This is a genomic window from Shewanella sp. NIFS-20-20 (assembly GCF_019209865.1).
GTDB lineage: Bacteria > Pseudomonadota > Gammaproteobacteria > Enterobacterales > Shewanellaceae > Shewanella.
This window is the reverse complement of the sequence record NZ_JAHUTT010000026.1, coordinates 26,279-51,218: the sequence shown is the minus strand read 5'-3', so window position 1 is coordinate 51,218 and position 24,940 is coordinate 26,279. Positions and strand designations below refer to the sequence as shown.

Below are 24,940 nucleotides of genomic sequence, written 5' to 3'. Positions count from 1 at the left end.
ATGCACAAGTCGGAGAGGTGTTAGCTAACGTCAAGGCAATGAACAAAGTCATAAGACTAGGTATGCCTGTTAGTTACCGAGTTGAGTAATTAGAGTAAGTGTCATTAGATCAGTACGTTACGTGAACTATTTGATCAACAACGCCGATGTTACTGCAAACTGAGCTTAACCCTTTAGCCTTGATCTTGGCGCAGGCAATGACCTGCGGGTCGCGCGTGCCGGGCGTCATTTCTGGTTCAGCCGATTTTTGTTGAGGCGATGATATTATTTTAATGACTTATTGGCGGCTTATTTGGCACTCGCTTTAATTATCTTCTACGCTTTTATTATTCTATCACCTTGTCAGTCTTTAGTATTAAGTCAATTTGCTTCCCTACAGATAATGGATTTGCTATTGATTAAGTTTGGGCGGGGGTATTAGTGATGATGGATATAGCGTTAGTAAAATAATCAATAAGGATAATAATAATGATCAAACACCTTCTGCTTACCTTAATATTGCTGAGCTTACTGGGTTGCCAGTCAACCCTATCACCGCCGCCATCACATGGGCAGGCCAGTATCAATTCTACCAACAATATTTACTACGCCAATGAGACACCGATGGAAGCTAAAATTGCCTGGCAAGGCACCGACGGTGCCAAAGCGTTATTGGCGGCGTTTAACGATTGTGATTTAGCCAGTGCCGCATCGCCCAAGACGGTTGGCGGCAAGGCCTTTACTAATCCAACTAAGTGCCATTTAAGTTTATTATCTAACAGTGATTCTGAAACCTATGTCCGTCGGTTAAGTGGGCAATCGACAGGGCAAATCCTGACCAGTAATTTGAGTGTTGAAGGCGAGTCTTATGAAGTGACCATGTTATGGTCAAAACATACTTGGATGAATAGCCCTGAAGAAGATGAAGATGATATTGCCAGATATCAAATTGGGGTGGGCGCTAAAATAGTTGCCAATATATATAATATTTCTTCAGGGGTAGACTTGGCGGATATTACTGGCTTAGCTATTGCGGCTGAAGCTAATAATTTAACCGGGTCTATTACATTTAAGCGTATTGGTATTAATGGTAAGTTATCCGAGATTATTTTACCTAGCTTTAGCGAGTCACTCGATAAAGATGCCGTGATTAATGCCATTCAAAGCATGCAAAAAATTCAGTTGCTATTGCATTCCGATGAAGACGTCACCATTAAGCCTTCCGTATTAGGGTATATGCTACCGAAACAAGATGAAGTACCCGCGCAGGGCTTGGGATGGCTGTATATAGGCCATTATCCGGATGATAAAGTGCAGCTAACAGCCCAGTTTGGCCTCCAGCCTGATAATAGTCACCCTCAAGTGAATGGCTTAGTGGGTCAGAAAGTCACCACCACAACCGCTAAGAACATACGTGCTGATAAGCCGCGTTTTCCCATTTATACCTTAGCTCCAATAGTGACCAGTGTCCCCTCTGGCTGTGAGTTAAAGATTGAGAAGCTCGACCGTCTCGGCATCAATAAATATTGGGCGTATGTATCTAAGGTCAAAGATTGTGGTTAGCTAGGTTGCTGGGCGACTTGGGTGAAAAGTCCATTGATACTGGGCTTTCTGAGTGGATCGCTCCCAGTCGCATCTGGGAGCGTTAAGGCTAATCACGTTGAGCTAAGGCGTTATCGATATCTGCCGCACTATGGCGCTCGGGCACTTGCTCCCAAGGTTCCCCCCAACTGCGATTGACCAGTTTGCCGCGATTAAGTGTTGGTCGTGTCGCTAATTGCTGCGCCCAACGTAATAGATGCGGGTAACTGGTCACATCAAGAAACTCTGCTGCGTCATAGAGTTGCCCAAGCATCAGATTGCCGTACCACGGCCAGATGGCAATATCGGCAATGCTATAATCGGCGCCGCCGACATACTGATGTTGCGCTAAGCGCTTATCCAGTACATCCAGTTGGCGTTTAACTTCCATGGTGAAGCGGTTGATGGGATATTCAAACTTCTCAGGGGCATATCTATAAAAATGACCAAACCCGCCACCTAAATAGGGGGCCGAACCTTGTAACCAAAATAGCCAGTTCATGACTTCCGTGCGCTCGCTGAGGTCGCGAGACAAGAAATGACCAAATTTCTCAGCGAGATAGAGTAAAATATTGCCTGATTCAAACACCCTGATTGGGCGCGAGCTTGAGGTGTCTATTAAGGCGGGAATTTTAGAATTGGGGTTGATCTCGACAAATCCAGAGGAGAACTGATCGCCATCACCAATCCTTATCAAGTGAGCGTCATATTCGGCGCCGGATTCACCAAGCGCCAGCAACTCCTCCAGCATGATGGTCACTTTTTGGCCGTTTGGGGTTCCCATCGAATACAGCTGTAAGGGGTGTTGGCCGACGGGTAATTGCTGTTGATGACGCGCCCCAGAATCGGGACGATTTATGCTAGCCCATTGGCCACCGCTGGCGGTATCCATGGTCCATACGCGTGCTGGGGTATATTGTTCTGCCATATATGTCATCCTATCTGATTGGTCATGATCGTGGTTTTATTGCTATGTTGGCATCACTCATGACCACTATGCCAAACTCGTATCGTTCAGTACAACTAGCGGCGGATTAAATTGGAGGTGCCGAGCGGCGATGCTCGAGGCTATTATTCTTGTGGGGCTAGCATTCTCAATCGTGGCGCCTTCGGGCAAAGCGATGGCAGCTTAGGGGCATGCTGTGTGAGTGACCATATCGATATGTCCCTCGGTAGTGAGTGAGAGTTCCACCGTCAGGGCGCCGAGATCACGCATCGATTGCACGTGGGTGCCGCCACAGGGCATGCTGACGAGCTGCTCATCCAGTGTGGTCTGCCAATAGCGCGAGTCGCTGAGGCATTCTCCTTCACGAACAAAACCGATATCAACGCCGCTGTCGCGCCATTGTTGCAATTGCTGATTGACCCGTTTGGTCACTTGGGGCAAATCTTGGATAAAAGAGTCACTGTTAAAGCCACGCTTTTTTAAGGTTTTGCCTAACCGATAGCGGTCAACACACTGATCTTGGCTGACGACACTGGTTTCTTCGGCATAATTATGAAAATCAAAGTGACCGAGGGCGTCGATGCGCGTGGGCGCTTTGCGCCAATAGTCGTGATGCAACACCTTATTTAAAGCGAGCGCAGCTAGGTGGGCACCGCTATGGCCACGGCTTAATGCCTGCTGATAGTGAGTATCCACACTCAGCTGCACCTGGGTGCCGATGGGCGTAGCCAGCTGCCCTTGAATGCGGTGAACCACTACAAATATCCAGCCGGCTTGGCAGCGCTTGACTGGAATGTCCTTGTCGATAAATAAACGCCCTTGTTCGCAGTCCCATGCCCCAGTCAGGCAATCAATCAGCGGATGCTCTACGTCATCAATCGTGATATGGCCGCGATCGGCAGGGTGATCGGGCCACAAATGTGAGATGGGATGAAACGGCGTGGCTGCGGTGATCAAGATACTGGAGTGCTCATGGGACAGGCAATACAACACTGGGCTGGTCAGGCAATGAATGGGCTGGGTAAAGGTCACTTGCGTGGCCGTCATGGGGATGTTGGCTACTTGAGGCTCAGTCATGGTTTTATAGGGTAGGGTGATGTTTCATGGGGGGATAATAGCAAAGCAGAGCCTATGTTGGCAGCGGCACAATCAGCCGAGATCTCAGTTTGCCACCAAATGACGTCAAAATTCTGTTACCCTTGCTCACTCTAAGGCTTAGTCACGGGGTAACCAACGCGACCATGTGGGGCTGTGGGTAATACGTCTGGCTAAGTGCAGATATGGCTCAATTGGGGCGGCAAAGGACTTTTTTATTCTATGGAAAAATACGAACAACTTTTGATTTCACTGCGGCGAGTGATCCGAGCCATTGATATCCATTCTCGCCAACTGAACAAAGTCTCGGGTCTTACGGGGCCTCAGTTAATGGTAATGCAAAGTATTGAAACCTTAGCGACCCCCTTGGCCAAAGATATCGCTAAAGAAGTGGCGTTAAGCCCTGCAACGGTCACCACGATTATCGATCGCTTAGAGGCTAAACAACTCGTGATCCGCACCCGCAGTGAAACGGATAAGCGAAAAGTGCATTTATCTTTAAGTGAGTCCGGTCGCAGCCTCCTCAGTGGTTCTCCTAAGCCGTTGCAAGAACATTTTATTACCCGTTATCAGAACCTCGAAGAATGGGAGCAGAGTCAATTATTGTCATCGATTGAGCGGATTGTCTCCATGATGGATGCCAATGAACTCGATGCCTCGCCGCTGTTGGTTGTCGGTCAAATTCAAGGCGATTAACGCGTGATTGTGCCGCGCTCACCCGCAAACAGATTGCGCCCTGCGACAAAACATCGCAGGGGCTGGTGGGTTACTGCTGTAAGGTTAAGGCATTGGCTTGATAGCTTATCCGAGCCATTTGTCCCTGATCGTTCAATGTTAATGCTTTAAGCGCAAACGGTGCGACTAATCCAGAACGCTGGATCAGCTCCGGGTCGAATTGCAGGGTCAATTGATCTTGCTCTGGGGTAATCCAAGCGGCCGTTTGACTCAACAAGATTCCCTGTGCTTGCCCTTGGCTATCCGTACCTACCAGTATGCCCTGTAAACCAAATCGGCCGGGGGAGTGCACATCAATAGCAAAGGTAAGGGAGGTTGGAAGCTCATCTTGCCACTGGCTGAGCACCTGAGATTGAATGCGAGCCGATGCCACATAAGGCTTAAATGCAGTTTTCACTGTGCGTTTAATTGGCAGCCCTTGCACTTGAGTTTCGATATCGATTTGGAGCTCATTCAAATGGCTATTGCTGCGATGAAATGCCGCCAAGGTGTCACTGGTTAATGCTAATTGCCAGTGATTACCAACCGCTTGCAGAGGCAGAGATACCTTTTGTAGATTGCCATCACTGAGGGTGACTTTGGGCTCAAGGTGAGGCGCGCTTAGCGCTTGTCCGCCTTGACGTAGATATAGTGTTAAGGCTAATTGCTGATCTTCTATGGCGACAATGTTGGGTGCTGACAAACCTAAGGTAAACGGCGAATGTTTTTCTTTGACATGCACCAAGTATTGGCTGCTGGCAGGTAAGTGTTGTTGCACCTGCAGCTGATAATGACCTGGAGATAAGGTGTCGGCAATCACCAGTGCGCTGGAATTATCCGTGAGTCCCGCTGAGGCCAAACTGTCGCTATCTAACATCGTGGCAATTAGATTAGCGTTGTCCTTGGTATTGGCTTGTTGAGTACTGGCTCGGGCAGATATTGCTTTCAATTGCACGGATTGCGGGGCAATGGCTTCGGCATGGATTAACCCGCCGCTGCTGATATCCCCCCTTGGCGCAATCCTGACCACACTGCCGCCTTGGCTCAAGGGCAGGCGGATGCCCTGAGCAAGTTCAGCGCCGGTGACTGTCAGCCAATATTCATCACTGATCCTTGTTTGCACTGATTGTGGGGCAAGGTTGAGTGCATCGGCGGCGATAGCCGTGACAAAACTCACCGTCTCTTGGTTTTGGTTGATCGCCGTTAGGCTGGGGCTAGAAATCCGGCTTGGGACTAAATCATCGGCACTGGGCGGCGCTAAGCTTAACATGACGTTGGCGGGGTCAGTGGCGGGGGCTGGCGAGACCGAGTGAGCGGTTTGATCTTGGCAAGCGGTGAGCGACAACAGCACAATCATGCTGAGCCATGGGTGATAGTTAGGCATGAGAGGCTCCTTAAATATGATTGCGGATCAGTCTATCTAGGTTAAAACAGGCGCGGCGACTTTGCTGGTGGCTCAAGGGTTCTTGGCCACGAGTCAGTTGCTTATCGGTAAACCAGACATTGCCGGCGGCCGCTTGCGAGCTGCACTCTAAAAAGCCATCAGAACAATTATCGAGCCAGTTCTGGGTCGTTTCTAGTGCCACCTGATACTGATATCCGGCGCAGTAACTGTCGCTATCCCAGAAGGCAGAATCGACATCAGAGCCAACGATGACCTCAAAAGGTTTGCCAAGACTGGGCCTGCCAGCGGTGCCATACAGCCAATGGGCATTGTAATAACTCATCCAGCCTACTTGTTGCTGTTTTACCGCGTTACTGCCGTAACCCAATATCCAACCAAGGGTTGTTTCAAACACATTGCCTTCATTGACTGCATCCGCCAGCGGGGTGCCCGCACTGGAGGGGGCAATGGCAATGACGCTGGCGGTGGTGTTAATGATGGCAGGATAGCGGCTATCCCAAGTTGGGTTTGATAATAACCAACGGACAACATTGCCTCCGTTGGAGTGGGTGATCATGATTAACTCATCGATGTCTTGCTGTTGAATAAAATCGGTCAATTGACTCGCCAAACAACCGGCGGCCGCGTTTTCCCACATGTATTGATCGAAGTCGCAGTTAATCACAGAAAATTTATCGGGTTGCGCTATACCTTGGCGTACCGAGTCGATAAAGTCATGACTCCAATAGTCTGCGGCGGCGTTGGTTTGATGACCTGTGCCATGGATAAAGGCAATGCCGGTGGTGCTCTGGACGAAGGGGCTGACAGCAAACAGACCCAACAGCATAAGCTGGTTGAGTTTCATGAGGATCTCCCTATGATCATTATTATCGTTTTAGGCAATGCTCAGCAGTCGATGCTGACATCTAAACCTAGTGGGCAAGATCTACTGGCGCAAGCGGATTTACTGGTACTGGCGTACTGATTTTGGGCCGCTAAAACGAGCAATTGTTTAAAACATGCGATTGGTTTATTTAAGCGGTTGTTTAGGGAGTGATAATAACGGTTGGTGAAATAACGAGCGTTTAGGCGAGGCGGAGAAAATAGCTGATAATCGCATCAGTGAATGGCGGGTTAAGCCAAGAGTCGACAGCAAAGAATATCAGTCTTGACGCTGCCACCTAGACTGATATGCTGTGGTTTAAGTGCTGCGCTCGCAAGCTTACGACGCCATGATGCGCTCAAAACCGGCATCAAGATCGGCAATCAAGTCGTCAACATCCTCCAGCCCAATATGCACTCGCACTAAGGTGCCCTCGAAGTCTACCGCGCCTGCAGGACGAATGGCCTTGAGCTCCTCGGGCTGATTGGCCAAGATTAATGATTCATAGCCACCCCACGAATACGCCATGCGGAAGTGCTGAAAATTATCCAGATAATGGGCTAATTGCGCCTGAGATAATCGCTGCTTTAGTACAAATGAGAACAAGCCATTACAGCCACTAAAATCACGCTTATAGAACTCGTGACCTTTGCAACTGGCCAGTTCCGGGTGGTTTACCCTAGCAACTTCGGGACGTTGGTTTAACCACTTGGCGACTTTGATACTACTTTGCTGATGTTGTTTCAGTCTGACCGCCATGGTTCTCAGTCCCCGTGCGGCGATGTAGGCGGTATCGGCATCGACCATTTGCCCCATCAAATACGAACGCTCACGCAATCTATCCCAGCAGCGGGCATTAGCAACGGCAGTACCTAGCATGGCGTCAGAATGTCCCACGATGTACTTAGTGCCCGCTTGGATCGAAATATCGATACCATGATCTAACGCCTTAAATAACACTCCCGCAGCCCAGGTATTATCAATCATGATGATAATACCTGGATCCACGGCGCGAATGGCCTTAACCATGGCAGGAATATCTTGCACTTCCATGGTGATTGAACTGGGCGACTCGAGAAACACTACCCGGGTGTTTTCTGTAATTAAGGTGGCAATATCGGCACCTATGAGCGGATCATAAAAAGTGGTACTGACATTCATGTCATGCAAAATAACCTGACAAAAATCTTGCGTGGGCTCGTAGGCGGCGCCTGTCATTAAGATGTGATCGCCGGCTTTAACAAATGACAAAATAGCATTGGATACTGCCGCCGCGCCGCAAGGGTACAAGGCGCAACCTGCACCGCCTTCTAAAGCCACCATGGCATCTTGTAGTGCAAAATGAGTTAAGGTGCCGCGTCGGCCATAAAATAATTCGCCGTTGGCGCGTTGAGCGGTCGCCTTTTTTTTGGCGGCGACAGAATCAAACACTAAGGAAGAAGCCCGTTGGATCACAGGGTTAACGGCTCCTTGGGTGACGCGCGATTGGCGTCCGGCACTGACTAATAGGGTCGGGAGTTTTTGGTTAGTCATGATACTTCTCTGTGTTAGCTTGGCTGATGACGTTTTCTCAGGCTGAATTTAGCAAGCACTCGATACTCACGACGCGCGGGATTTATCGACGGGCTCTGGCTCGTTTCAGAGGTTGGCTGATAGAGTAACAGACTGTGATTGCGTCTATCACCCGAAAATTGTTCATTGTGATGAACGATAGCAAACGATTTGCCATTAACAATCCATTTACACTAGTATGGGTGCCTACGATTGCCGGCCTCAGCTTGGTGACACGGGTAGTGGAAACTTAAGTCTATGACCTCAAAACGAAAACAACTCGTTGACTATATTGCGAGCCATGAACTCGCCCCAGATAAAGTGCCGCAGGCGTTGCAGACCTTGGAGCTTGTCCCTCGTCGAATGGACTGGCTTAAGTTGCTTGATCGCTTATTGCTGTGGTCTGGCGCTTGCTCGTTACTGGTCGCCACCGCATTTTTTATTGCGGCAAATTGGGGCCAGTTAAGCCGCTTCTCTAAGTTTGCGGGGCTTGAGATCATGCTGGTGATGGTCATCGTCGCTTATGTACAGGTGTCGCGGCCAGTGTTGGCCAAGCTGTTGTTGCTGGTGGCCTCAATGCTGGTGGGGATCTTGCTCGCCTTCTATGGACAAACCTACCAAACCGGTGCCGACCCTTGGCAGTTATTTGCCACTTGGGCAGCACTCATGTTGCCTTGGGTCATTGTCAGCCGTTTTTCAAGTTTATGGTTGTTATGGCTGTTAGTCGTTAACCTCGCCCTGAGCTTATACCTTGGGGTATTTCGACCCCGATGGATGCCAAATATTAGTGATATCATCATGTTAGCCTTGTTTTGTCTGAATATTACCGCCTTAGTCGTTTGGGAGTTACGCCCAGGCGCGATCTTGGCATCCACTGAGCGTTGGTCGGCGAGGATCATCGCCACGGCCGCGGGGGGGTGTATCACTTGGCTAGGGATGGAGAAAATTTTCGGTTTTGATAACCAAAGCCGTGCGGATGATCTCGGATTTCTGTTATGGGCCATATGGTGTGCTGTCACTGTGTATGTCTACCGCTATCGGCGTCGTGATTTATTTATGCTGGCTGGGGCGGCTTTATCCTTCAGTACCTTAGCGATGAGCTTAGTCGCGCGCTTGGTATTTGAAAGTGTCGATATTGGCGGTTTCTTGGTGTTGTCATTACTGCTTATCGGCTTAGGTTCGGGCTCGGCGATATGGCTTAGAAATATTCAACGAGGATGGCAATGATGACCCCTGCTTCTAATCGAGTCTGGCGCAAGTTACACGCCGCCGGATTGGTGGATGCTGAGACTCGCCAATTAGCTGATGAGTTGACATCGCCTTGGTACATCAAGGGGCTATTAGCGTTTTCAGGCTGGCTTGCCTCCTTATTTTTTTTAGTCTTTTTAGGGGTGACCTTTGATTTTGCCTTTAGAGAACCATTGAACACTGCCCTGTGCGGCGCTGGGATGCTGATCATGGCTTTTGGTTTGTTTCGCACTCAACTCAATGAGTTTTTGTCGCATGCTGCTTTAGTTCTTAGTTTGTCAGGTCAATTTTTGCTCGCTTGGGCGGCCTTTGATGTCACTCAAAATGCTTTTGCTTGGTTAATGGTAGCTGGCATGCAACTGCTGCTGATGCTGCTGTTCCCTAATGTTATCCATCGCTTGGTGTCAGCCTTTTTGATGGTGATCAGTAGCTGTGTTGCGCTCGATTTGTTGGGTTGCCCGTTTGTGGCGCCGAGCGTGTTATTAGGCGCTGCTGCTTGGTTGTGGTTACACGAATATACCTATCCTCAATACATTAAGGAGATTAATGCTTTAGGGTATGGGCTCTTGCTCGGGTTAGTGGTTATCGCTTGCGTTGGTTTTTATGCAGACGGCTTTAGTCTTTATACCGACAATCGCACATTTGAGTTATTGACTAGGCCGTGGTTTGAGGATGTGCTGACCAGTATTGTGTTGCTAGTTGCGGTAGTCAAGGTGTTGGCAATATTGGAATTTTGCTGGCGAGATAGACTGGCAATATGGGCGCTGGTGGTGACTTTGTTGGTGTGTGTCGCCACGATTAAGGCGCCGGGGATTAGTCTTGGATGGTTAATTTTATTGCTGGGCTTTAATGGCAGTAATCGCGTGTTGATAGGCCTAGGTATCAGCGCCTTGTTAATTTATCTTAGTCATTATTATTATCAGTTAGACACCAGTTTGATGGTGAAATCTCAAAGCTTATTGTGCTTGGGGTTAGTGCTGTTAGGAGCGCGCTGGAGTTTGCTTAAATTGGTGGCATCACCGGGGGCTTCCCATGAATAAAGGCGTCGTTATCTTCACCTTAGTGGCTCTATTGATAGCTGTAAACTGGTCTATCTATCAAAAAGAACAGCATCTGGCACATGGGCATGGGGTGTATCTTCCTTTAGCGCCAATCGATCCGCGCTCGATTATGCAGGGCGATTATATGGCGCTGCGTTTTGCACTGAGTCAAGAGATTAAGGCGGCATTAATCAGCCAGGTGACGGAGGAGGAAGAGGAGCGTGAGCCAGCCATACACGATGGCTTAGCGGTCATCGCGCTTGATGACAATCACCAAGGACATCTTGTCGGTGTTTACGCTGGAGAAGGCGTTGAACCCGGCCAATTGTTGATGAAATATCGCTGGCGAAATGGCCAAGTTATGTTGGCTACAAATGCCTTCTTTTTTGAAGAGGGCCAAGGTTCGACATTTGCCACCGCCCGTTATGGCTACTTTAAAGTCGACGATGACGGAGAATTACTCTTAGTGAGTTTGCACGATCAAGCGTACACAAATTTAGCGCTGTCAACCGAGGCAACGCCATCCCATTAAGTGGATGGCGAGTGTTATTATCGCCATCCACTTAACCGTCGCGCTGTCATTAACGCGTTTGGGCGATATCTAATTCGTTATGAATGAGGACAACGCACTGCGAGGCAAATAGCATTTTAGGGCCTAAGCTGATTTTTTCTGCACCAAGGCGCTTTAACGTATTAAAGCTTTTTTTCGGCATTGGGATATGATCGGTCAGCAAGAAACACGGGTTATGGGCAAACTCAACCTCGCGAATTGACGTGCCTTTTTTATCCATCATGTATAACTGATAGTCTTGGGCGAGATCTTTGACCAACTTTTCAAAACTGGTGGTGCTGACGCTGACGCCACTTTTCACTTGACGCTCTTGCTCTTTCGCCATCCCTTGGGATAAATCTAACGCTTGGGCAATGGTGGTTAGCAGGGCTTGTTCATGAAAGCCGCCAAGATCATGGATAAGCTGAGGTTGAAAGCAGATGGTACGAGAATAATCTTGTGTGCTTTCAAGCACGAGATACACAATCACGTCATCGCGATGAGATTGTGCGACAAAGATGGTATTCATCAGGGTGTGAGCCAAAATTTCAGTATGAGCATCTTGGCCGACAGCCGCTAACAGTTGTTGACTATCGGTCGGGGCTGAACGGGCTCGTAATACAAAGGCACGCATGGGATCTAAGTCCTAATGAGTAAACAGAGAATAGATGCTGATATCAAGCCATTCAGCATCCAGTATAATGGCGGCATTATCGCTGTTTTGGCGAGCTAAGTAACGGGAATAATCAGTGCCGGCCTAAATTGATGATTAGTTTGGTCAATTCGAGTGGCGACCGAGCGTTATCAATGAAAACGCAGCCACTCATTTAGCGGCTAGCGCCGCATGATGGCGGTGCTAGATGAGTGACCATTGTGGTTGTTCATTCAGTTAGTCAACGAGCTCCAGCGCCATTAAATAGAGATCTGCGCCATCCACCACTTACGTATTAAAACTGCCGCAAGCTGGGCCAACTATCGTGCGGCTAGTTGGCTCAGCGTCGCCGCCGCAGTCATGGCATTGCAGCCGTAGCGGCTGGATGGTGAGTTTCAGCTCAGCGTTTCGGCAAATCCCCTCCAGTTTGAAGGTATCGAACGCCGTTTGCAGCAACGAAGGCTCAACCCCGCTGAATACCCCCACCTTGAGCGCCACTCTGACAATGCTGTTTGCCTGATGATTGCTCACATGCAGCTGACACTGTTCAATCAGTGCTGAGACGATGGAGTAGTCATGCATCAGTAGATCCTCGGTAGCCGTTCACCTTGGGGGATCTCCAGATAACGACTGGCACCCCAAGCCGAGCGCAGGATCACTTTCCCTGATGGGGTATTCGTCGCTGCAGGGCTCGCATGCTCAATAACCTGACCGATATGAGCGGCGCCACGGCAAATCTCAAATTGCTTGTGGATATCAAGCGCCTGCTGGGCCTGCGTTTGTGGCAGCGCGAGGATAAAGCTGCCTTTATTGGCTAAATCATAGGGCTCAAATCCGTAGAGTTCGCACAGGCCGCGAACGGGATCGGCAACTGGGATTGTTGGTGATCTCGCACGATGAGATGTTGCTGAGCAGGATATGTGATCGCCTTATTGTATGGGGTTCTGATGGCGATGATTGAGCATTCAAGCAATGATGCTCAGCATGTAGCAAACCTGCTGATGTCAGCGATGAGGCAACCGAGCCTCAATGCTGAGAAGCCATCGGTGTCATGGCGAGAAAAGTTTCGGCAATCGCAGTTAAGGTTATAGATTGGTCAATTAGTGTGCATGTTAGCTAAAGTTAACTTAATATCACAACTATTACCGATTTAGTGGTTTTACGTATCCGAGGGGCACTCATGGCCGATCCTACCCAAGCGTTAGCGACTCAACTTGCTAATATCGAAAAACGGACCCAAAAGTCACTCGCTGAATTGGTGGCTTTGGTGCAACAAAGTCCATTAAGTAAACATGGCGAGTTGGTGGCCATGTTAAAAAATGAGCTCAATATGGGCCATGGCGATGCCAATACCTTGGTTCATGTAGCGAAGCAAGCCAACTCGGCAGCCTTGGATGAGCATCCAGATGCGGATCCTCTAAGTTCGTTGTACCTTGATAAAAAAGCCCACCTATTGCCAATTCATCAAGCCTTGTTGCAGCAATTGCTAGTATTGGGCGAGTTTGAAAGTGCTCCCAAAAAAACCTACATCAGCTATCGCTGCAAAAAGCAGTTTTGCATGATAGGTCCGGCCACCAACACCCAATTGGAAATCGGCTTGAATGTGAAACAACTTGAGGATTCTGTGCGCTTAAAAGTTATGCCGGTAGGCCGCATGTGTCAATACACGGTGCGAGTGAGTTCGACCGATGAGATTGATGCAGAGTTAATCGGATGGCTCAAGGCCGCCTATGTGGCAGCCAGTTAAGCGTTGATTCAAGGCTCATTCGGCAGGTTATGCTATGGAGTGTTGCTGCGCGTTTGCCGCTGCGAGTCACGGGCTGTAGAAGGGGTTGATGCACTTCTATCTTGAACGCTTGCAGTCCAAGAGACTCACTTAACTAGGGCATCGCGCGGAGAAGCAAGCAATTCATCTCTGATGACAGCCAAGCTGCTGACTCAATATTGGCGCTGATCTTAAGGTTGGCGTTTCACTGAAATGTAATTTAACACTATGTTTATTATGATTATTACTAATGAGTCATAGGATTATCCCCTGAGTTGACACAAAGCTAGACGACCGGTCTAATTTGTCCTATGCTGGCGATGTTGTGGTGCATAAGCATCGTCGTTGAGTCAGGACATCACGAGTTGTTCAAGTGGCTCCTTACTGGAAAAGTTAGCTATGTTCAATTTTGATTACTACAATCCTACCCGTATTTGTTTTGGTCAGGGTCAAGTGCAACAGTTACAACAACTGGTGCCCACTGATGCTAGGGTATTGATCTTATTTGGCGGTCATAGCGCCCGTCGTAGTGGCACCTTAGATGAAGTGCATCAAGCTTTGGGTCAACGACAGGTGTTTGAGTTTGGCGGTATTGAGCCCAACCCCAGTGATGAAACCCTGATGCAGGCGGTGACCTTGGTTAAACAAGAGCAGATTGATTTTTTGCTAGCCGTCGGCGGAGGATCGGTGATCGATGGCACTAAGTTTGTTGCCGCTGCCGCGGTATATGACGGTGACCCATGGGAAATTCTTCAAAGCTTTGGCGCCAAGGTGAACAAGGCGATGCCATTAGGGGCGGTATTGACCTTACCGGCCACCGGCAGTGAAATGAATAATGCCGCCGTGGTCACCCGCCAATCGTTACAGGCCAAATTACCCTTCCGTAGCGTGTGTGTTTATCCGCAATTTTCGATTTTAGATCCCAGCAAAACCTTCACCTTGCCTGAACGCCAAGTGGCTAATGGCGTAGTGGATGCCTTTGTTCATATTACCGAACAGTATTTAACCTATCCGGTCAATGCCGCGGTGCAAGATAAGTTTGCTGAAGGTTTACTGCAAATTTTGATTGAGTTAGGGCCGCAAGCGCTTAGCGATCCGCAAAATTATGATATTCGAGCTAATTTGATGTGGGTAGCCACCACGGCACTCAATGGCACCTTAGCCTCGGGTGTCCCCCATGATTGGGCATCCCATATGATAGGGCACGAACTGACCGCCTTATATAACATAGATCATGCTCGCACCTTGGCGATTGTGCTGCCATCCTTATTGACTGTCACTCAAGCCGCTAAGCGGGCCAAGTTACTGCAATATGCCGAACGGGTATGGAACATCCACCAGGGGAGTGAACAGCAAAAGATCAGCCAAGCGATTGTCAATACTCGTGAGTATTTTGAGGCCATGGGATTACCGACCCGCTTATCTGATTATGACTTAGGTGTTGATGATATTGAAAAAGTGCTGAGCCAGTTGCAGCAACACGGCATGGTTGCCTTAGGTGAGCATGAAGATATTGATATCAGCAAGAGTCGTGACATTTTAACCTTGGCCTTGTAATTCGAGCCGATGTAGCCATTAAGACAGGATGACGTTATGAAAATATTATTTGTATTGACCTCCCATGACACGCTTGGGAACACAGGACTGAAGACCGGATTTTGGCTAGAAGAATTTGCGGCACCGTATTATGCGTTTAAAGATCAAGGTCATGAGCTGGTGCTGGCATCGCCGTTAGGTGGCCAACCTCCGTTAGATCCTAACAGTGATGCACCCGAGTCACACACGGATGCCACCGTGCGCTTTAGTCGAGATACTGTGGCCCAGGCACACCTTGCTGGCACGTTAAGGTTGCGAGATGTGGTGGCCGCCGATTATGACGCCGTGTTTTATCCGGGCGGGCATGGGCCATTATGGGATTTGGCCGAAGACAAGGACTCGATAGCCTTGATAGAAGCCTTTGATGGAGCGCATAAACCCATTGGCTTGGTATGCCATGCCCCCGCGGCGCTCAAGCATGTGAAATCGCAAGATGGCAGTGCGCTGGTTGCGGGTAAGTCGGTGACTGGCTTTAGTAATAGCGAAGAAGCCGCAGTGCAGTTAACTGCAGTGGTTCCATTTTTGGTCGAGGACATGTTGAAAGCCAATGGTGGCTTGTATGCCAAAGGCGATGATTGGAGCAGTTTTGTGAGCCAGAGTGGTCATCTGATCACCGGCCAGAATCCCGCATCTTCGGTCGCCGTGGCTGATGCTATGATGGCGCAATTCATCCCCTAAGCTAGGCGTTGATGATGGCATGTGCTATCCGAGTAGCAAGGCCAGTGTGAGGGGTGGTCACATTGGCCAGTTGTGGCGAATAACTGCGCATAATTTGATGTTTGTTTTGTAAATTCGGTTGGTAATTTGGCGGCAATTTGTTATGGTCACCACAGCGCTAGGATGAGCGCAATGGATGTTATCGCAAATGGAACACTGCGGAGTATTTTCTATGGATAGTCAAGAGATGTCATTGCCAGTGACTCGGGCTAAGTCATTAATGCTAGGGCTGGTATTAACCTTAGTTGTCTGTTTAAGCATTGGGCTGATGGCGCTATTTATCCCCTTAGGTTATGCCATATTATTGGCCGTGTCAGCCAGCTGCTTAGGTGGCGCCTGGTATCTGTCTTATCTTGCCAACGATCATTTACTCTATAGCCAAGACGGTCAGGTAGATGAAAATTCAAATTAGTTAGACATTCATACGTGTAGACGTCTATAATTCCTGCGCAAATTTTTTGCACTCGTCAACTTTGAATGGTGCCTACTTTTGAGTGGGATAATCGGGAAATCAGTGCGAAGCTGATACTGCCCCCGCAACGGTGAATGGTGAGTAAACAGTGCGCTTTGGCGTTGAATAACTGTTTATGTGCGTCAGCAGAACCTCAGTCCGGAGACCGGCCTTCAAAGCGATTTCAGTGATTTCGGTGGGCAAGTCCTGAGATGCGATTTCACGCAGGCACCTTGCTGCCTGCGGCGCGGCGATATTGCCCCATTTCCTAACAAAAAAAGGTAAATGGGAACATGAAATATACCCAAGCGACGCCAATCGCTGCTTTACTCGGCCTGATCTTATGCGGCCAATCATTCGCGGATAGCCGTGATCCAGAACATATCTTAGTCTTAGGCCGTGCCGACAGTGATGTCATGAGCATGGCGGCTAATGTCCAAGTATTGGATGAACTGGCCATTGCCAACAGTGGCGCCAGCAATCTTACGGATTTGCTGCGCGGTATTAATGGCATTCAAATCTCAGATAACAACACCCAAGCCACCATTGCTATGCGAGGATTTACCGGCGCACAAGCGGCCAGTAATACCTTAATTTTGGTCGATGGGCGGCGACTCAATAATATCGATATCGCGGCACCGGCCTTGCGCGCCATCCCTCTGAGTTTAGTGCAAAGTATTGAAGTCTTGTCTGGCAGTGCTGGGGTGCTGTATGGCGATCAGGCGGTGGGTGGGGTGATCAATATTATTACTCGTCAGCCAGAAAATACCGGCGCAACTCTCCAATTAGGTGGCGGCAGTTTCGATAGCTATCAAGCTCAAGGAGATGCTTACGGTCGCATAAATCAGGCTTGGAGTTATTACGGCTCAGCGAATTACCATGAGTCGGATAACTACCGGGATCATAATGACTCGCAAACCGGTTCTGTATTAGCTCGCATTAATTATGATTCGAGCGCGACTCACTTCTATGCGGAAGCCAGCTACTTTGACAATAAAGTGCAATCGCCAGGGGCATTAACCTTAGCGCAATTTTTACATGATCCTCGTCAGGCAGCGGATCCTGCCAGCCAAGATTATCAGCATGATATGACTCAAGCTTGGCGTATGGGGGCCAGTCATCAACTCACGTCAATTTGGGCATTGTCGGCTGATCTCGATTACAGCGATAGCCTAGTAACCTCGATGAACTGGGGTAGTCGCGGTCGCAATGAACGCAGTTTACTGAGTGTTATGCCTAAGGCGCTGGCGAGTTTCCCTACTGAGCATGGCGCGATGACTGTGATTGTGGGAGGAGATTTTAGTCGAGGGACGTCGGCATTTAGCTTTGGTCGAGAAAATACTCAAACCGTGAGTAGTGGTTATGTACAAGCGACCGTGCCACTGTCATCACGAATAAGTTATGTGGTCGGCGGCCGTTACGCCGAGGCCCGCGATCGGCTCTTTGATGATAATGTCTACCCAGACGGGGTGGACTTATCGCAAGATGCAACGGCATTTGAGCTGGGGTTAAATTATCGTCCGAGCGCAGCGCAGCGGTGGTATGTGCGCATGGACGATAACTTCCGCTTTGCCAAAGTCGATGAACAAGCCTACACCCCCAAGGGGATCACGGGTCTCAAGCCGCAAACTGGGCGTTCTTATGAGGCCGGTGTCGACTGGATTTATACTGACTTCAATGTTGGCCTCAATATTTATCGTCTCGATTTAGAAGATGAAATCATTTTTGATAATGACCCCGCACTGACTCCTGACGGTGGGCCATTTAGCGGTGCCAATATCAATGCTGAAGCCTCGAGGCGCTATGGGGTGAATAGCCGCTTAGGTTGGCAAATGGCCTTTGATATGGAGCTCATAGCCGAATATCAGTATATCGATGCCAGCTTAACCGCAGGCGAAAATCAAGGTAAACGCTTATCTTGGGTCGCGCCCCATAGTGGTCGACTCCAGCTGAGCCAGACCCTCGGCGATCATTGGCAATGGCAAGTGGAAACCATTGTGAACTCGTCGCGCTTTGTCGAAGGTGACAGTGCTAATCTGGGTGATAAATTACCCGGTTATGGCTTAGTGAACTTCGCCACCAATTATTATCGTGACCACTGGCGTCTTGGTTTGCGTATCGATAATTTGTTAGATAAGCAATATGTTGCTGCTAGTTACTACAGTGAATATGGCAACGGTTACTATTCGGGGAGCGGCCGCAACGTGCAATTGACCTTGCAATATCAATTCTAAATTGAGTGCCGATCAGCTGTGATCGGCACTTTCTTCATTTAGTGGCATTGAAAACTTGTAAAAGCCTAACCCTATGGTTATTTTTAGGTAGTTGATACAGGATAACAATAATCATAATTAGGCTATTTCATTACCATGACAGAATTAGAGCAGTTGGTATTCAATCAAATTCGGGCCATTATGGGCAACGAAGAGCAAATACTGGGACGTAAAGGCACCTTACTGCCATTGAAAAAAGCCATTATTGCCGATGGTGATATTCAAAACGTCATCGATATTGTCGCAAGTGATCCAGCCTTAGCTGGGCATTTATTATGGCGGTCCAATACCGCGAGCACCAGCAGTGGTCAAGGTAAAAACCGCAGTTTAAAGGACGCATTAATTCGACTTGGCCAAGTCAATATTTACCGCTATGCCTTCACTTTCTATTTAAAAGAACGCTTAGATGAGTTGCCACAACCTTATAAAAAGTTAGTGTTTGGTTATTGGAAGCTCAATGAAAGCATTGCCGAAGATGCGATGCTGAGTCTTAAAGAGCTCGATGAAGCTAAGGTGGATGCGGATGAATTACAAACCATATCCCTATTTAGTGTTTTCGGTCAGATTATTGCGTTAACCGCGTTTTCTTATTTAAATGCAGAAGCCGAGCAAACCATCCCATTAGAGGTGATGAAAAGCATTATTGATAATGAACAACAATCATTAACTTTAGATGCGTTCCAAGCTTTAGATTTAGATCAAGACTTGCGAGATGAATTTTTAATTGCCCACAACTTGAGTAACTCAGCCAACCCCAATTCCCCGGGGTTAATATTACGCAGGGTCCTGTCGCGGCGGGGATTATTGCTTAATCCACTATAACTTGAGATAACATTAAGGCGCCGATGGGCGCCTTAATTGTTTGTGGTTAGTTTAATGCCCCTGGCCTTGTTGACTGAGGGCCTGAATGCAGGCTTGCAAGGGTTGATTGAGCGCGTCGCTGCGGCGGTATGCGGCAAATAAGGGTCTGTAGAAGCCTTTTACCCCTAAGGTCAAACTGACTAATGGGTAGGCTTTGAGTTCATTGACTGCCCAATGTGGCAAGGCGGCGACCCCTTGCTCTTGCAGCAATAATTTGGCCACTTGCTGCAAGCTATCACAGGCAATTTCTTGCTTAATCTCAACGCCTGCAGGCTCTAAGAAATGCTGGACTAATTCTGACTTAGCCGGCATCACAGGAAAGCTAAATAAGGTGCTCCCTTGTAAATCTTGGGCATGGATATGTTGATGTTCGGCTAACGGGTGGTTTGCGGCGACCAGTAAGCGAATTTCATAATCAAACACATGTTGATATGCCAGTGCCGCATCGCTAGACAGCTTGGAAGTCAGCACCAGATCTTGGTGGCCCGCGACCAGTGATTTTAGCGCGGCTTGCGGGTGCTGGCAGGTCAGTTGCAGTTGGGCATCACTCAGTATGCTGTCTTCGTGTTCTACCACCTGTGATAACCAACCGTTTAATACGGGCCAATGAGCGGCAGCGCGAATGGTCGGCGGCAGCTGATCTAATCCGTGCTTGAGTAGCTGCTCCGTGTGTTGCACTTTAGGTAAGATATCTTCGGCTAAGCGCAGGAGTCGACTGCCTTCTTCGGTAAAGCACAGTGGCTTGCTTTTACGAATAAAGACTTGCGAGTTAATGCGAGTTTCTAGCTCTTTAATTTGATGAGATAGCGCGGATTGAGTCACAAAGCGGATCTTTGCTGCAGCCGCCAGGCTACCGCTTTGTTGAAGGGCGACAAGGGTACGTAAATGTCTTAGCTCTATCATAATGGCTACTCTTAGGCGCTTAGTTTTTGTGTAGGATGTGGTCAAGATTAGCACAGTAAACTTCTGGACGTCTAGATGGTTGGAAGCTTAAATTTACATTATTATGATATTTGTTTAAACATTTTTGCTCGAGCTCGTAAAAAACCGATAGCGGCTATACTGATTAAAAATTACTCGGAGTCGCTTATGAGCCATACCTACAAAATCATTGAATTAACCGGTTCTTCCCCTATCAGCAGTGACGAGGCGGTCAAAAACGCCATTGCCTCGGCGGCAGAAACGTTAGACCATTTACGCTAGTTTGAGGTGGTAGAGACCCGTGGCCACCTCGATAATAATCAGGTGGCCCATTGGCAGGTGACGATTAAACTTGGATTTACATTAACGCCGCATGGTTAGGCGTTAGTGATTGAGCCATCGGCGTTTAGGCGTCGCGGCTTAATCCTTTTTCGATAATGCGGATTAAGCGGGCGGTTTTACGCCTGGCATGGTCAGCGGGTGCCTGTTGGCGAGTCAACGCCCAGGTGAGATGGTCTGTTAGCATGGCATCATCGGCAAATTCAATGAGTTTAGCTTTTAGCGCCGCGATGATGTCGGGGCTGCTAGGCGCATTCCCTAAAGCCACCGAAAGGTTCCTCAACCAACGTCTATGGCCAATACGGCGGATCGGGCTGCCGGCAGTCCGTGATAAAAACTGCGCCTCATCCCAAGCGAATAGACTTAACAATTGGCTATCTTGCCACACCTCACGAGTTTGAAAGTCTGGCTCTTGCCCTAACGGTGCATCACGGTTATGAGGACAGACTAATTGGCAGTCATCGCAACCATAAATACGGTTGCCGATTAATGGCCGAAACTCAAGGGGGATCGGCCCATCCAGTTCAATGGTAAGGTATGAAATACAACGGCGTGCATCGACAGTATAAGGCGCTACGATAGCCGCAGTCGGGCAACTGGTGATGCAGGCCGTGCAGGCACCGCAGTCTTGCTGATTCGGAGCGTCAACTGGCAGAGGCAAATTTATCAATAACTCACCTAAAAAGAACCAACTACCGGCGTGCTCATTGAGTAACAAGCTGTGTTTGCCGGTCCAGCCAAGGCCGGCTTTTTGCGCCAGTGGTCGCTCTAAGATCGGCGCCGAGTCGACAAAGGGCCGATAATCGGGGCTAAATTCACTATAAGTACTCAGCACTTGTGCAATTTTGTCGCCGAGTTTCTTGAGGCGTTGGCGTAAGAGTTTGTGATAATCGCGGCCGCCGGCATAGCGCGAAATATAGCCATGGGTCGGATCATTCAGTTGCCGAGTAAAGCGGGCATTGGTTGGTAAATAGTCCATTCTGGCGCTGATGACTCGCAAGCAACCAGGGTGTAGCTCCTGGGGGCGAGCACGCATCATGCCGTGCTGCGCCATGTAATGCATGTCACCATGATAATCCGCCGCAAGCCATGCCGCTAAAGCTGGCTCTTCAGCGCGAAGATCCGTGTCGGTAATGCCAATCGCGGCGAACCCTAATTCTTGTCCCCATTGTTTAATGTCCGAGGCGAGTTGAGCGAGATGATGGGTGGATAAAGGGCAGGCAGCAGGCATCACATGTTCGGTTTTGAAGTCTTGCGGCTAGTTTACCTTGGCAATGGCTTGGCGCCAAATCTGTTGTGTATCGCTGGCACATGGCTAATCCCTGCGAGTTTTGGCATAATTGCCGCCTATTTTTGTGACTTAAACAGCTTGGCTGACCTTATCGGCGTCAATTGGGCTAGATAGTGGCCCCTTGCTGATCTCGAGCTTATAAGTGACGACATAAAAGTAGCAACATCGGTCATAACAGTAAATGTCGCAGCAACAAGCCTGCCGGTCGCTCAGAGCTGTCAGTCTCATGTCCTGTGCTAGATCACTTGCTGGTATTGTACTTAAATTGAGGACGACAGCCGCAGGCTTGAAATAAGGATAGGTAGTGGTGGGAATAACAAAGTGGATGCCAGTGATAAAATGGCAGGTGGCGGCAACGTCATTAATATTTTCAAGTCAGCTATGGGCAAGCTCTAGCCTCGAAACCAGTGGCGATATCGTTCACTTGGCCCTACCAGCGACAGCGCTGGCCGCCACCGTGTTTTATGAGGACGGCGATCAAGGCATGTGGCAATTCGCCAAGGCGGCAGTCTCGGCACGATTAGTCACCGAAGGCCTCAAGTTTGCTATTGATAAAGAGCGACCCGATGGCAGTGGCAATGACTCTTTCCCGTCAGGCCACACCACAGATAGCTTTATGGCGGCGACGTTTATACAACAGCGCTATGGCTGGCAATATGGCCTGCCAGCCTATGTCGGTGCCACATTTGTGGCCTATAGCCGTGTCGAAAGTGATAAGCATTATCTCGGTGATGTGTTAGCGGGCGCCGCCATTGGCGCATTGGCTGGCTGGTACTTCACCGACCCTTATCAAGACATAAATGTGATACCAATAGTAGGCAATGGCCAATATGGTCTGTATATTAGCGGCCGTTTCTAATCGATAGAGAATGACTATGACGGATAAAAGTGCCCAATACCGAGAGACAGCCAGATTGGCTGCCTTTAATGTGTCTGCAAAAGTATTGCCGATGGATGAGATGCCGCAAAACTTGCATGAGGCCTTTGCCGATCTTTATGAGCAATTAATTGTCGATAATGATGGCTTATTTGTGCAGCACTATCAGGCTATTCCGGCCAGTGCTCGGGCGTTAATTAGTGAGGCTGAGTTTCATGGCTTTTTTATTGGTCATGCCTGGTTGAAGTTGACCATGGCGGGGCAGGAGATTGCTGAACGTCAAGACTCTGATGACGAAGTTAATGAGCAGGCCTATGCTGGTATCTTCGCTAAGCTGATAGAGCAGGCGCTGAAAGAGAGCATTAAGAAACTCAAAAAGGCCCGTACCGATCGTTCTATGCTTAATAGCATTAAGCAAGTGATTGCCTAACCCCCATTAGGCGCCATAAAAAAACCGCACAGTGTGCGGTTTTTTATGGAACAGCGTTTCTAGAACGAGGTGCGCTTATAATAACGGTATTCAGGTTGCCAGAAATTGCTTTCAATGGCGTGGCGTAATATGTCATCGGAGGTGGGCAAGGCTAAATCTTGATCCATCGCCATTCGACCGACTGCGAAAGCGATGTATTGGCTGACCGCATGAATATCTTCCAACTTCGGCAACAGACCGCCTTCACCGTCAATGGCGAGGGGGGAGCATTCTGCCAAGGCGCGACTGGAGGCCATCAGCATCTCGTCACTGACACGACGGGCGCCGCTAGCTAATACCCCAAGACCAATCCCTGGGAATATAAAGCTGTTATTGCATTGGGCTATTTCATAGGTCACGCCATCATAGACCACAGGTTCAAATGGACTGCCCGTTGCTACTAATGCTTGACCTTGGGTCCAGCAAATAATGTCTTTCGGGGTGGCTTCCACACGGCTAGTAGGGTTTGAAAGTGGGAAGATTATTGGTCGCGGACAATGACTGTGCATGGCCTTGATGATTTCTTCGGTGAACAGTCCCGGCGCACCACTGACCCCAATTAATACCGTCGGTTTGGCGAAGTTGGCCACATCTAATAATGAGATATTATCGTTGTTGCCGCGCCAGGTATGAATAAGCTCAGCATTTTGGGCTAATTTAGCTTGGAAGTTGAGCAGGTTCGGCATGTTATCTAACAACAGTCCCCAGCGGTCGACCATATATATTTGACTGCGGGCCTGCTCATCGCTAATGCCTTCTGACACCATTTGCGCAATGATGGCTTCGGCAATGCCGCAACCGGCACTGCCTGCGCCTAAAAAGGCAATGCGTTGCTCTTTCAATTGGCTGCCCGCGGCTTTACATGCCGCCAGTAGTGAGCCTACGGTGACCGCGGCGGTGCCTTGAATGTCATCATTAAAACAGCAATATTTATCCTTATAGCGCTCTAATAATGGCATGGCATTTTTCTGGGCAAAATCCTCAAATTGGATCAGTGCATCAGGCCAGCGGCGTTGAACTGCTTGCATAAAGGCTTCAATAAACTCGGCATACTCATCGCCACCAATGCGCTGATGGCGCCAGCCCATATACATGGGATCTTCTAATAAATTTGGGTTGTCGGTGCCAACATCTAAAGTGATAGGCAAGGTATATGCCGGACTGATCCCGCCACAACTGGTATACAGTGACAGTTTGCCGATAGGTATACCCATGCCGCCAATCCCTTGGTCACCTAAGCCTAAGATCCGCTCGCCATCGGTGACCACAATAACCTTAACCTTGTGACGGGTTGAGTTATTGAGAATATCGTCAATGCGCTCTTTGTTGGGGTAAGAAATAAATAAGCCCCGATTGCGGCGGTAATCCTTAGAAAAACGCTCACAGGCTTGACCCACTGTGGGGGTGTAGATGATAGGCATCATCTCGGAAATATGATTTTGAATTAAGCGATGGAATAGGGTTTCGTTAGTGTCTTGAATATTTCTAAGATAAATATGTTTATCCAGATCATTTGAAAAACTTTTGAACTGATCATAGGCCCGCGATGCCTGTTCTTCAATAGTTTCAATGGCATGAGGTACGAGTCCTTCCAGATTAAAGAATATCCGCTCTTCTTCGGTAAAGGCGCTACCCTTGTTAATTAAGGGAGCCTCAAGAATGGCTGGACCGGCGAAGGGGAGATACAGCGGGCGTTTATTATCTTCCATGGTAAACCTTGCTTAGCATTGTAGTGATGAGACGTTCAATGCCTTAAG

Annotated in this window: 24 protein-coding genes, 1 pseudogene and 1 riboswitch; of the genes and pseudogenes, 15 read left to right on the top strand and 10 right to left on the bottom strand. The window is 48.7% G+C overall.

The annotated features are described in order from the left end of the window. Window positions 1-468: 468 nt before the first annotated feature. Window positions 469-1,542: a hypothetical protein gene (locus KU855_RS10105; RefSeq protein ID WP_218530161.1), complete on the top strand. Its 1,074-nt coding sequence runs from the start codon at window positions 469-471 to the stop codon at window positions 1,540-1,542. Window positions 1,543-1,630: 88 nt separating this feature from the next. On the opposite strand, the gene yghU is transcribed toward KU855_RS10105, so the two are convergent. Both yghU and KU855_RS10095 read right to left on the bottom strand, forming a co-directional pair. Further along, window positions 1,631-2,488, bottom strand: a complete 858-nt coding sequence (gene yghU / locus KU855_RS10100; RefSeq protein WP_218530160.1) for a glutathione-dependent disulfide-bond oxidoreductase — start codon at window positions 2,486-2,488, stop codon at window positions 1,631-1,633. Between the two features lie 201 nt (window positions 2,489-2,689). Further along, entirely contained in the window at window positions 2,690-3,583 is an 894-nt protein-coding gene (locus tag KU855_RS10095) for an alanyl-tRNA editing protein (protein WP_218530159.1), read from the bottom strand. A gap of 240 nt (window positions 3,584-3,823) precedes the next feature. On the opposite strand from KU855_RS10095, the gene KU855_RS10090 reads away from it, so the two are divergent. After that, window positions 3,824-4,297 (top strand): MarR family winged helix-turn-helix transcriptional regulator, encoded by a 474-nt coding sequence (locus tag KU855_RS10090; protein WP_218530158.1) that lies wholly within the window; start codon window positions 3,824-3,826, stop codon window positions 4,295-4,297. A 70-nt stretch (window positions 4,298-4,367) separates the two neighbouring features. Here KU855_RS10090 and KU855_RS10085 read toward each other — a convergent pair whose 3' ends face one another. From KU855_RS10085 to metC, 3 genes are all read right to left on the bottom strand, one after another. Continuing rightward, window positions 4,368-5,699 (bottom strand): DUF4785 domain-containing protein, encoded by a 1,332-nt coding sequence (locus KU855_RS10085; RefSeq protein ID WP_218530157.1) that lies wholly within the window; start codon window positions 5,697-5,699, stop codon window positions 4,368-4,370. 10 nt (window positions 5,700-5,709) lie between these two features. Next, on the bottom strand, window positions 5,710-6,564 hold the full coding sequence (locus tag KU855_RS10080) for a hypothetical protein (RefSeq protein ID WP_218530156.1): 855 nt from the start codon (window positions 6,562-6,564) through the stop codon (window positions 5,710-5,712). 357 nt (window positions 6,565-6,921) lie between these two features. Beyond that, on the bottom strand, window positions 6,922-8,115 hold the full coding sequence (gene metC / locus KU855_RS10075) for a cystathionine beta-lyase (protein WP_218530155.1): 1,194 nt from the start codon (window positions 8,113-8,115) through the stop codon (window positions 6,922-6,924). Between the two features lie 276 nt (window positions 8,116-8,391). Here metC and KU855_RS10070 point away from each other — a divergent pair, with 276 nt between their 5' ends. From KU855_RS10070 to KU855_RS10060, 3 genes are read left to right on the top strand one after another with little or no spacing between them, the layout of a single operon-like run. Beyond that, window positions 8,392-9,360 (top strand): DUF2157 domain-containing protein, encoded by a 969-nt coding sequence (locus KU855_RS10070; protein ID WP_218530154.1) that lies wholly within the window; start codon window positions 8,392-8,394, stop codon window positions 9,358-9,360. Continuing rightward, on the top strand, window positions 9,357-10,421 hold the full coding sequence (locus KU855_RS10065) for a DUF4401 domain-containing protein (protein WP_218530153.1): 1,065 nt from the start codon (window positions 9,357-9,359) through the stop codon (window positions 10,419-10,421). Before KU855_RS10070 ends, KU855_RS10065 begins: the two co-directional genes overlap by 4 nt. Beyond that, window positions 10,414-10,953 carry a GDYXXLXY domain-containing protein gene (locus KU855_RS10060; RefSeq protein WP_218530152.1) on the top strand — a complete coding sequence of 180 codons (540 nt, stop codon included), beginning with the start codon at window positions 10,414-10,416 and terminating at the stop codon, window positions 10,951-10,953. The genes KU855_RS10065 and KU855_RS10060 overlap by 8 nt, the downstream gene beginning before the upstream one ends. A 49-nt stretch (window positions 10,954-11,002) precedes the next feature. On the opposite strand, the gene trmY is transcribed toward KU855_RS10060, so the two are convergent. Both trmY and KU855_RS10050 read right to left on the bottom strand, forming a co-directional pair. Beyond that, on the bottom strand, window positions 11,003-11,605 hold the full coding sequence (trmY, locus tag KU855_RS10055; RefSeq protein WP_218530151.1) for a tRNA (pseudouridine(54)-N(1))-methyltransferase TrmY: 603 nt from the start codon (window positions 11,603-11,605) through the stop codon (window positions 11,003-11,005). A 306-nt stretch (window positions 11,606-11,911) separates the two neighbouring features. Next, a complete protein-coding gene (locus KU855_RS10050) occupies window positions 11,912-12,205 on the bottom strand; it encodes a hydrogenase maturation nickel metallochaperone HypA (RefSeq protein ID WP_218530150.1) in 294 nt (97 codons plus the stop codon). A 113-nt stretch (window positions 12,206-12,318) separates the two neighbouring features. Between KU855_RS10050 and KU855_RS18865 the strand changes: the two genes are divergently transcribed. From KU855_RS18865 to KU855_RS10020, 7 genes are all read left to right on the top strand, one after another. Beyond that, the gene (locus tag KU855_RS18865) at window positions 12,319-12,441 is read left to right on the top strand and encodes a hypothetical protein (protein ID WP_256260967.1); all 123 of its coding nucleotides are present in this window, start codon (window positions 12,319-12,321) and stop codon (window positions 12,439-12,441) included. A 362-nt stretch (window positions 12,442-12,803) separates the two neighbouring features. Beyond that, window positions 12,804-13,370, top strand: coding sequence for a DUF5655 domain-containing protein (locus tag KU855_RS10045; protein WP_218530149.1), 567 nt, complete (start codon window positions 12,804-12,806; stop codon window positions 13,368-13,370). A gap of 417 nt (window positions 13,371-13,787) precedes the next feature. Continuing rightward, entirely contained in the window at window positions 13,788-14,945 is a 1,158-nt protein-coding gene (locus KU855_RS10040) for an iron-containing alcohol dehydrogenase (RefSeq protein ID WP_218530148.1), read from the top strand. A gap of 36 nt (window positions 14,946-14,981) precedes the next feature. Beyond that, complete coding sequence (locus KU855_RS10035; protein ID WP_218530147.1) at window positions 14,982-15,662, top strand: type 1 glutamine amidotransferase domain-containing protein; 681 nt, start codon at window positions 14,982-14,984, stop codon at window positions 15,660-15,662. A 211-nt stretch (window positions 15,663-15,873) separates the two neighbouring features. Continuing rightward, window positions 15,874-16,113 carry a hypothetical protein gene (locus KU855_RS10030; protein WP_218530146.1) on the top strand — a complete coding sequence of 80 codons (240 nt, stop codon included), beginning with the start codon at window positions 15,874-15,876 and terminating at the stop codon, window positions 16,111-16,113. A gap of 49 nt (window positions 16,114-16,162) precedes the next feature. Next, a riboswitch (cobalamin riboswitch) is annotated at window positions 16,163-16,342 on the top strand. A 103-nt stretch (window positions 16,343-16,445) separates the two neighbouring features. Next, complete coding sequence (locus tag KU855_RS10025; protein ID WP_218530145.1) at window positions 16,446-18,386, top strand: TonB-dependent receptor; 1,941 nt, start codon at window positions 16,446-16,448, stop codon at window positions 18,384-18,386. Window positions 18,387-18,521: 135 nt separating this feature from the next. Continuing rightward, the gene (locus KU855_RS10020) at window positions 18,522-19,247 is read left to right on the top strand and encodes an HDOD domain-containing protein (protein WP_218530144.1); all 726 of its coding nucleotides are present in this window, start codon (window positions 18,522-18,524) and stop codon (window positions 19,245-19,247) included. A 51-nt stretch (window positions 19,248-19,298) separates the two neighbouring features. Here the strand turns inward: KU855_RS10020 and KU855_RS10015 are convergent, their stop codons facing one another. Continuing rightward, window positions 19,299-20,189: a LysR substrate-binding domain-containing protein gene (locus KU855_RS10015; RefSeq protein ID WP_218530143.1), complete on the bottom strand. Its 891-nt coding sequence runs from the start codon at window positions 20,187-20,189 to the stop codon at window positions 19,299-19,301. 186 nt (window positions 20,190-20,375) lie between these two features. Here KU855_RS10015 and KU855_RS10010 point away from each other — a divergent pair. Beyond that, window positions 20,376-20,588, top strand: a pseudogene (locus KU855_RS10010) (dodecin). Between the two features lie 25 nt (window positions 20,589-20,613). On the opposite strand, the gene queG reads toward KU855_RS10010, so the two are convergent. Next, window positions 20,614-21,777: a tRNA epoxyqueuosine(34) reductase QueG gene (gene queG / locus KU855_RS10005; protein ID WP_218530142.1), complete on the bottom strand. Its 1,164-nt coding sequence runs from the start codon at window positions 21,775-21,777 to the stop codon at window positions 20,614-20,616. Between the two features lie 385 nt (window positions 21,778-22,162). Here queG and KU855_RS10000 point away from each other — a divergent pair, with 385 nt between their 5' ends. Next, window positions 22,163-22,696 (top strand): phosphatase PAP2 family protein, encoded by a 534-nt coding sequence (locus tag KU855_RS10000; RefSeq protein WP_218530162.1) that lies wholly within the window; start codon window positions 22,163-22,165, stop codon window positions 22,694-22,696. Window positions 22,697-22,712: 16 nt separating this feature from the next. Next, window positions 22,713-23,144 (top strand): DUF3069 domain-containing protein, encoded by a 432-nt coding sequence (locus tag KU855_RS09995; protein ID WP_218530141.1) that lies wholly within the window; start codon window positions 22,713-22,715, stop codon window positions 23,142-23,144. A 59-nt stretch (window positions 23,145-23,203) separates the two neighbouring features. Here KU855_RS09995 and KU855_RS09990 read toward each other — a convergent pair whose 3' ends face one another. Next, window positions 23,204-24,892, bottom strand: coding sequence for an NAD-dependent malic enzyme (locus tag KU855_RS09990; protein WP_218530140.1), 1,689 nt, complete (start codon window positions 24,890-24,892; stop codon window positions 23,204-23,206). Between the last annotated feature and the right edge of the window lie 48 nt (window positions 24,893-24,940).

What these genes read in the sequence shown, in the direction of transcription:
- KU855_RS10105 (WP_218530161.1), top strand. Translation starts at nt 469, where the DNA reads ATGATCAAACACCTTCTGCTTACCTTAATATTGCTGAGCTTACTGGGT.
- yghU (WP_218530160.1), bottom strand. Translation starts at nt 2,488, where the DNA reads ATGGCAGAACAATATACCCCAGCACGCGTATGGACCATGGATACCGCC.
- KU855_RS10095 (WP_218530159.1), bottom strand. Translation starts at nt 3,583, where the DNA reads ATGACTGAGCCTCAAGTAGCCAACATCCCCATGACGGCCACGCAAGTG.
- KU855_RS10090 (WP_218530158.1), top strand. Translation starts at nt 3,824, where the DNA reads ATGGAAAAATACGAACAACTTTTGATTTCACTGCGGCGAGTGATCCGA.
- KU855_RS10085 (WP_218530157.1), bottom strand. Translation starts at nt 5,699, where the DNA reads ATGCCTAACTATCACCCATGGCTCAGCATGATTGTGCTGTTGTCGCTC.
- KU855_RS10080 (WP_218530156.1), bottom strand. Translation starts at nt 6,564, where the DNA reads ATGAAACTCAACCAGCTTATGCTGTTGGGTCTGTTTGCTGTCAGCCCC.
- metC (WP_218530155.1), bottom strand. Translation starts at nt 8,115, where the DNA reads ATGACTAACCAAAAACTCCCGACCCTATTAGTCAGTGCCGGACGCCAA.
- KU855_RS10070 (WP_218530154.1), top strand. Translation starts at nt 8,392, where the DNA reads ATGACCTCAAAACGAAAACAACTCGTTGACTATATTGCGAGCCATGAA.
- KU855_RS10065 (WP_218530153.1), top strand. Translation starts at nt 9,357, where the DNA reads ATGATGACCCCTGCTTCTAATCGAGTCTGGCGCAAGTTACACGCCGCC.
- KU855_RS10060 (WP_218530152.1), top strand. Translation starts at nt 10,414, where the DNA reads ATGAATAAAGGCGTCGTTATCTTCACCTTAGTGGCTCTATTGATAGCT.
- trmY (WP_218530151.1), bottom strand. Translation starts at nt 11,605, where the DNA reads ATGCGTGCCTTTGTATTACGAGCCCGTTCAGCCCCGACCGATAGTCAA.
- KU855_RS10050 (WP_218530150.1), bottom strand. Translation starts at nt 12,205, where the DNA reads ATGCATGACTACTCCATCGTCTCAGCACTGATTGAACAGTGTCAGCTG.
- KU855_RS18865 (WP_256260967.1), top strand. Translation starts at nt 12,319, where the DNA reads ATGCTCAATAACCTGACCGATATGAGCGGCGCCACGGCAAATCTCAAA.
- KU855_RS10045 (WP_218530149.1), top strand. Translation starts at nt 12,804, where the DNA reads ATGGCCGATCCTACCCAAGCGTTAGCGACTCAACTTGCTAATATCGAA.
- KU855_RS10040 (WP_218530148.1), top strand. Translation starts at nt 13,788, where the DNA reads ATGTTCAATTTTGATTACTACAATCCTACCCGTATTTGTTTTGGTCAG.
- KU855_RS10035 (WP_218530147.1), top strand. Translation starts at nt 14,982, where the DNA reads ATGAAAATATTATTTGTATTGACCTCCCATGACACGCTTGGGAACACA.
- KU855_RS10030 (WP_218530146.1), top strand. Translation starts at nt 15,874, where the DNA reads ATGGATAGTCAAGAGATGTCATTGCCAGTGACTCGGGCTAAGTCATTA.
- KU855_RS10025 (WP_218530145.1), top strand. Translation starts at nt 16,446, where the DNA reads ATGAAATATACCCAAGCGACGCCAATCGCTGCTTTACTCGGCCTGATC.
- KU855_RS10020 (WP_218530144.1), top strand. Translation starts at nt 18,522, where the DNA reads ATGACAGAATTAGAGCAGTTGGTATTCAATCAAATTCGGGCCATTATG.
- KU855_RS10015 (WP_218530143.1), bottom strand. Translation starts at nt 20,189, where the DNA reads ATGATAGAGCTAAGACATTTACGTACCCTTGTCGCCCTTCAACAAAGC.
- queG (WP_218530142.1), bottom strand. Translation starts at nt 21,777, where the DNA reads ATGCCTGCTGCCTGCCCTTTATCCACCCATCATCTCGCTCAACTCGCC.
- KU855_RS10000 (WP_218530162.1), top strand. Translation starts at nt 22,163, where the DNA reads ATGCCAGTGATAAAATGGCAGGTGGCGGCAACGTCATTAATATTTTCA.
- KU855_RS09995 (WP_218530141.1), top strand. Translation starts at nt 22,713, where the DNA reads ATGACGGATAAAAGTGCCCAATACCGAGAGACAGCCAGATTGGCTGCC.
- KU855_RS09990 (WP_218530140.1), bottom strand. Translation starts at nt 24,892, where the DNA reads ATGGAAGATAATAAACGCCCGCTGTATCTCCCCTTCGCCGGTCCAGCC.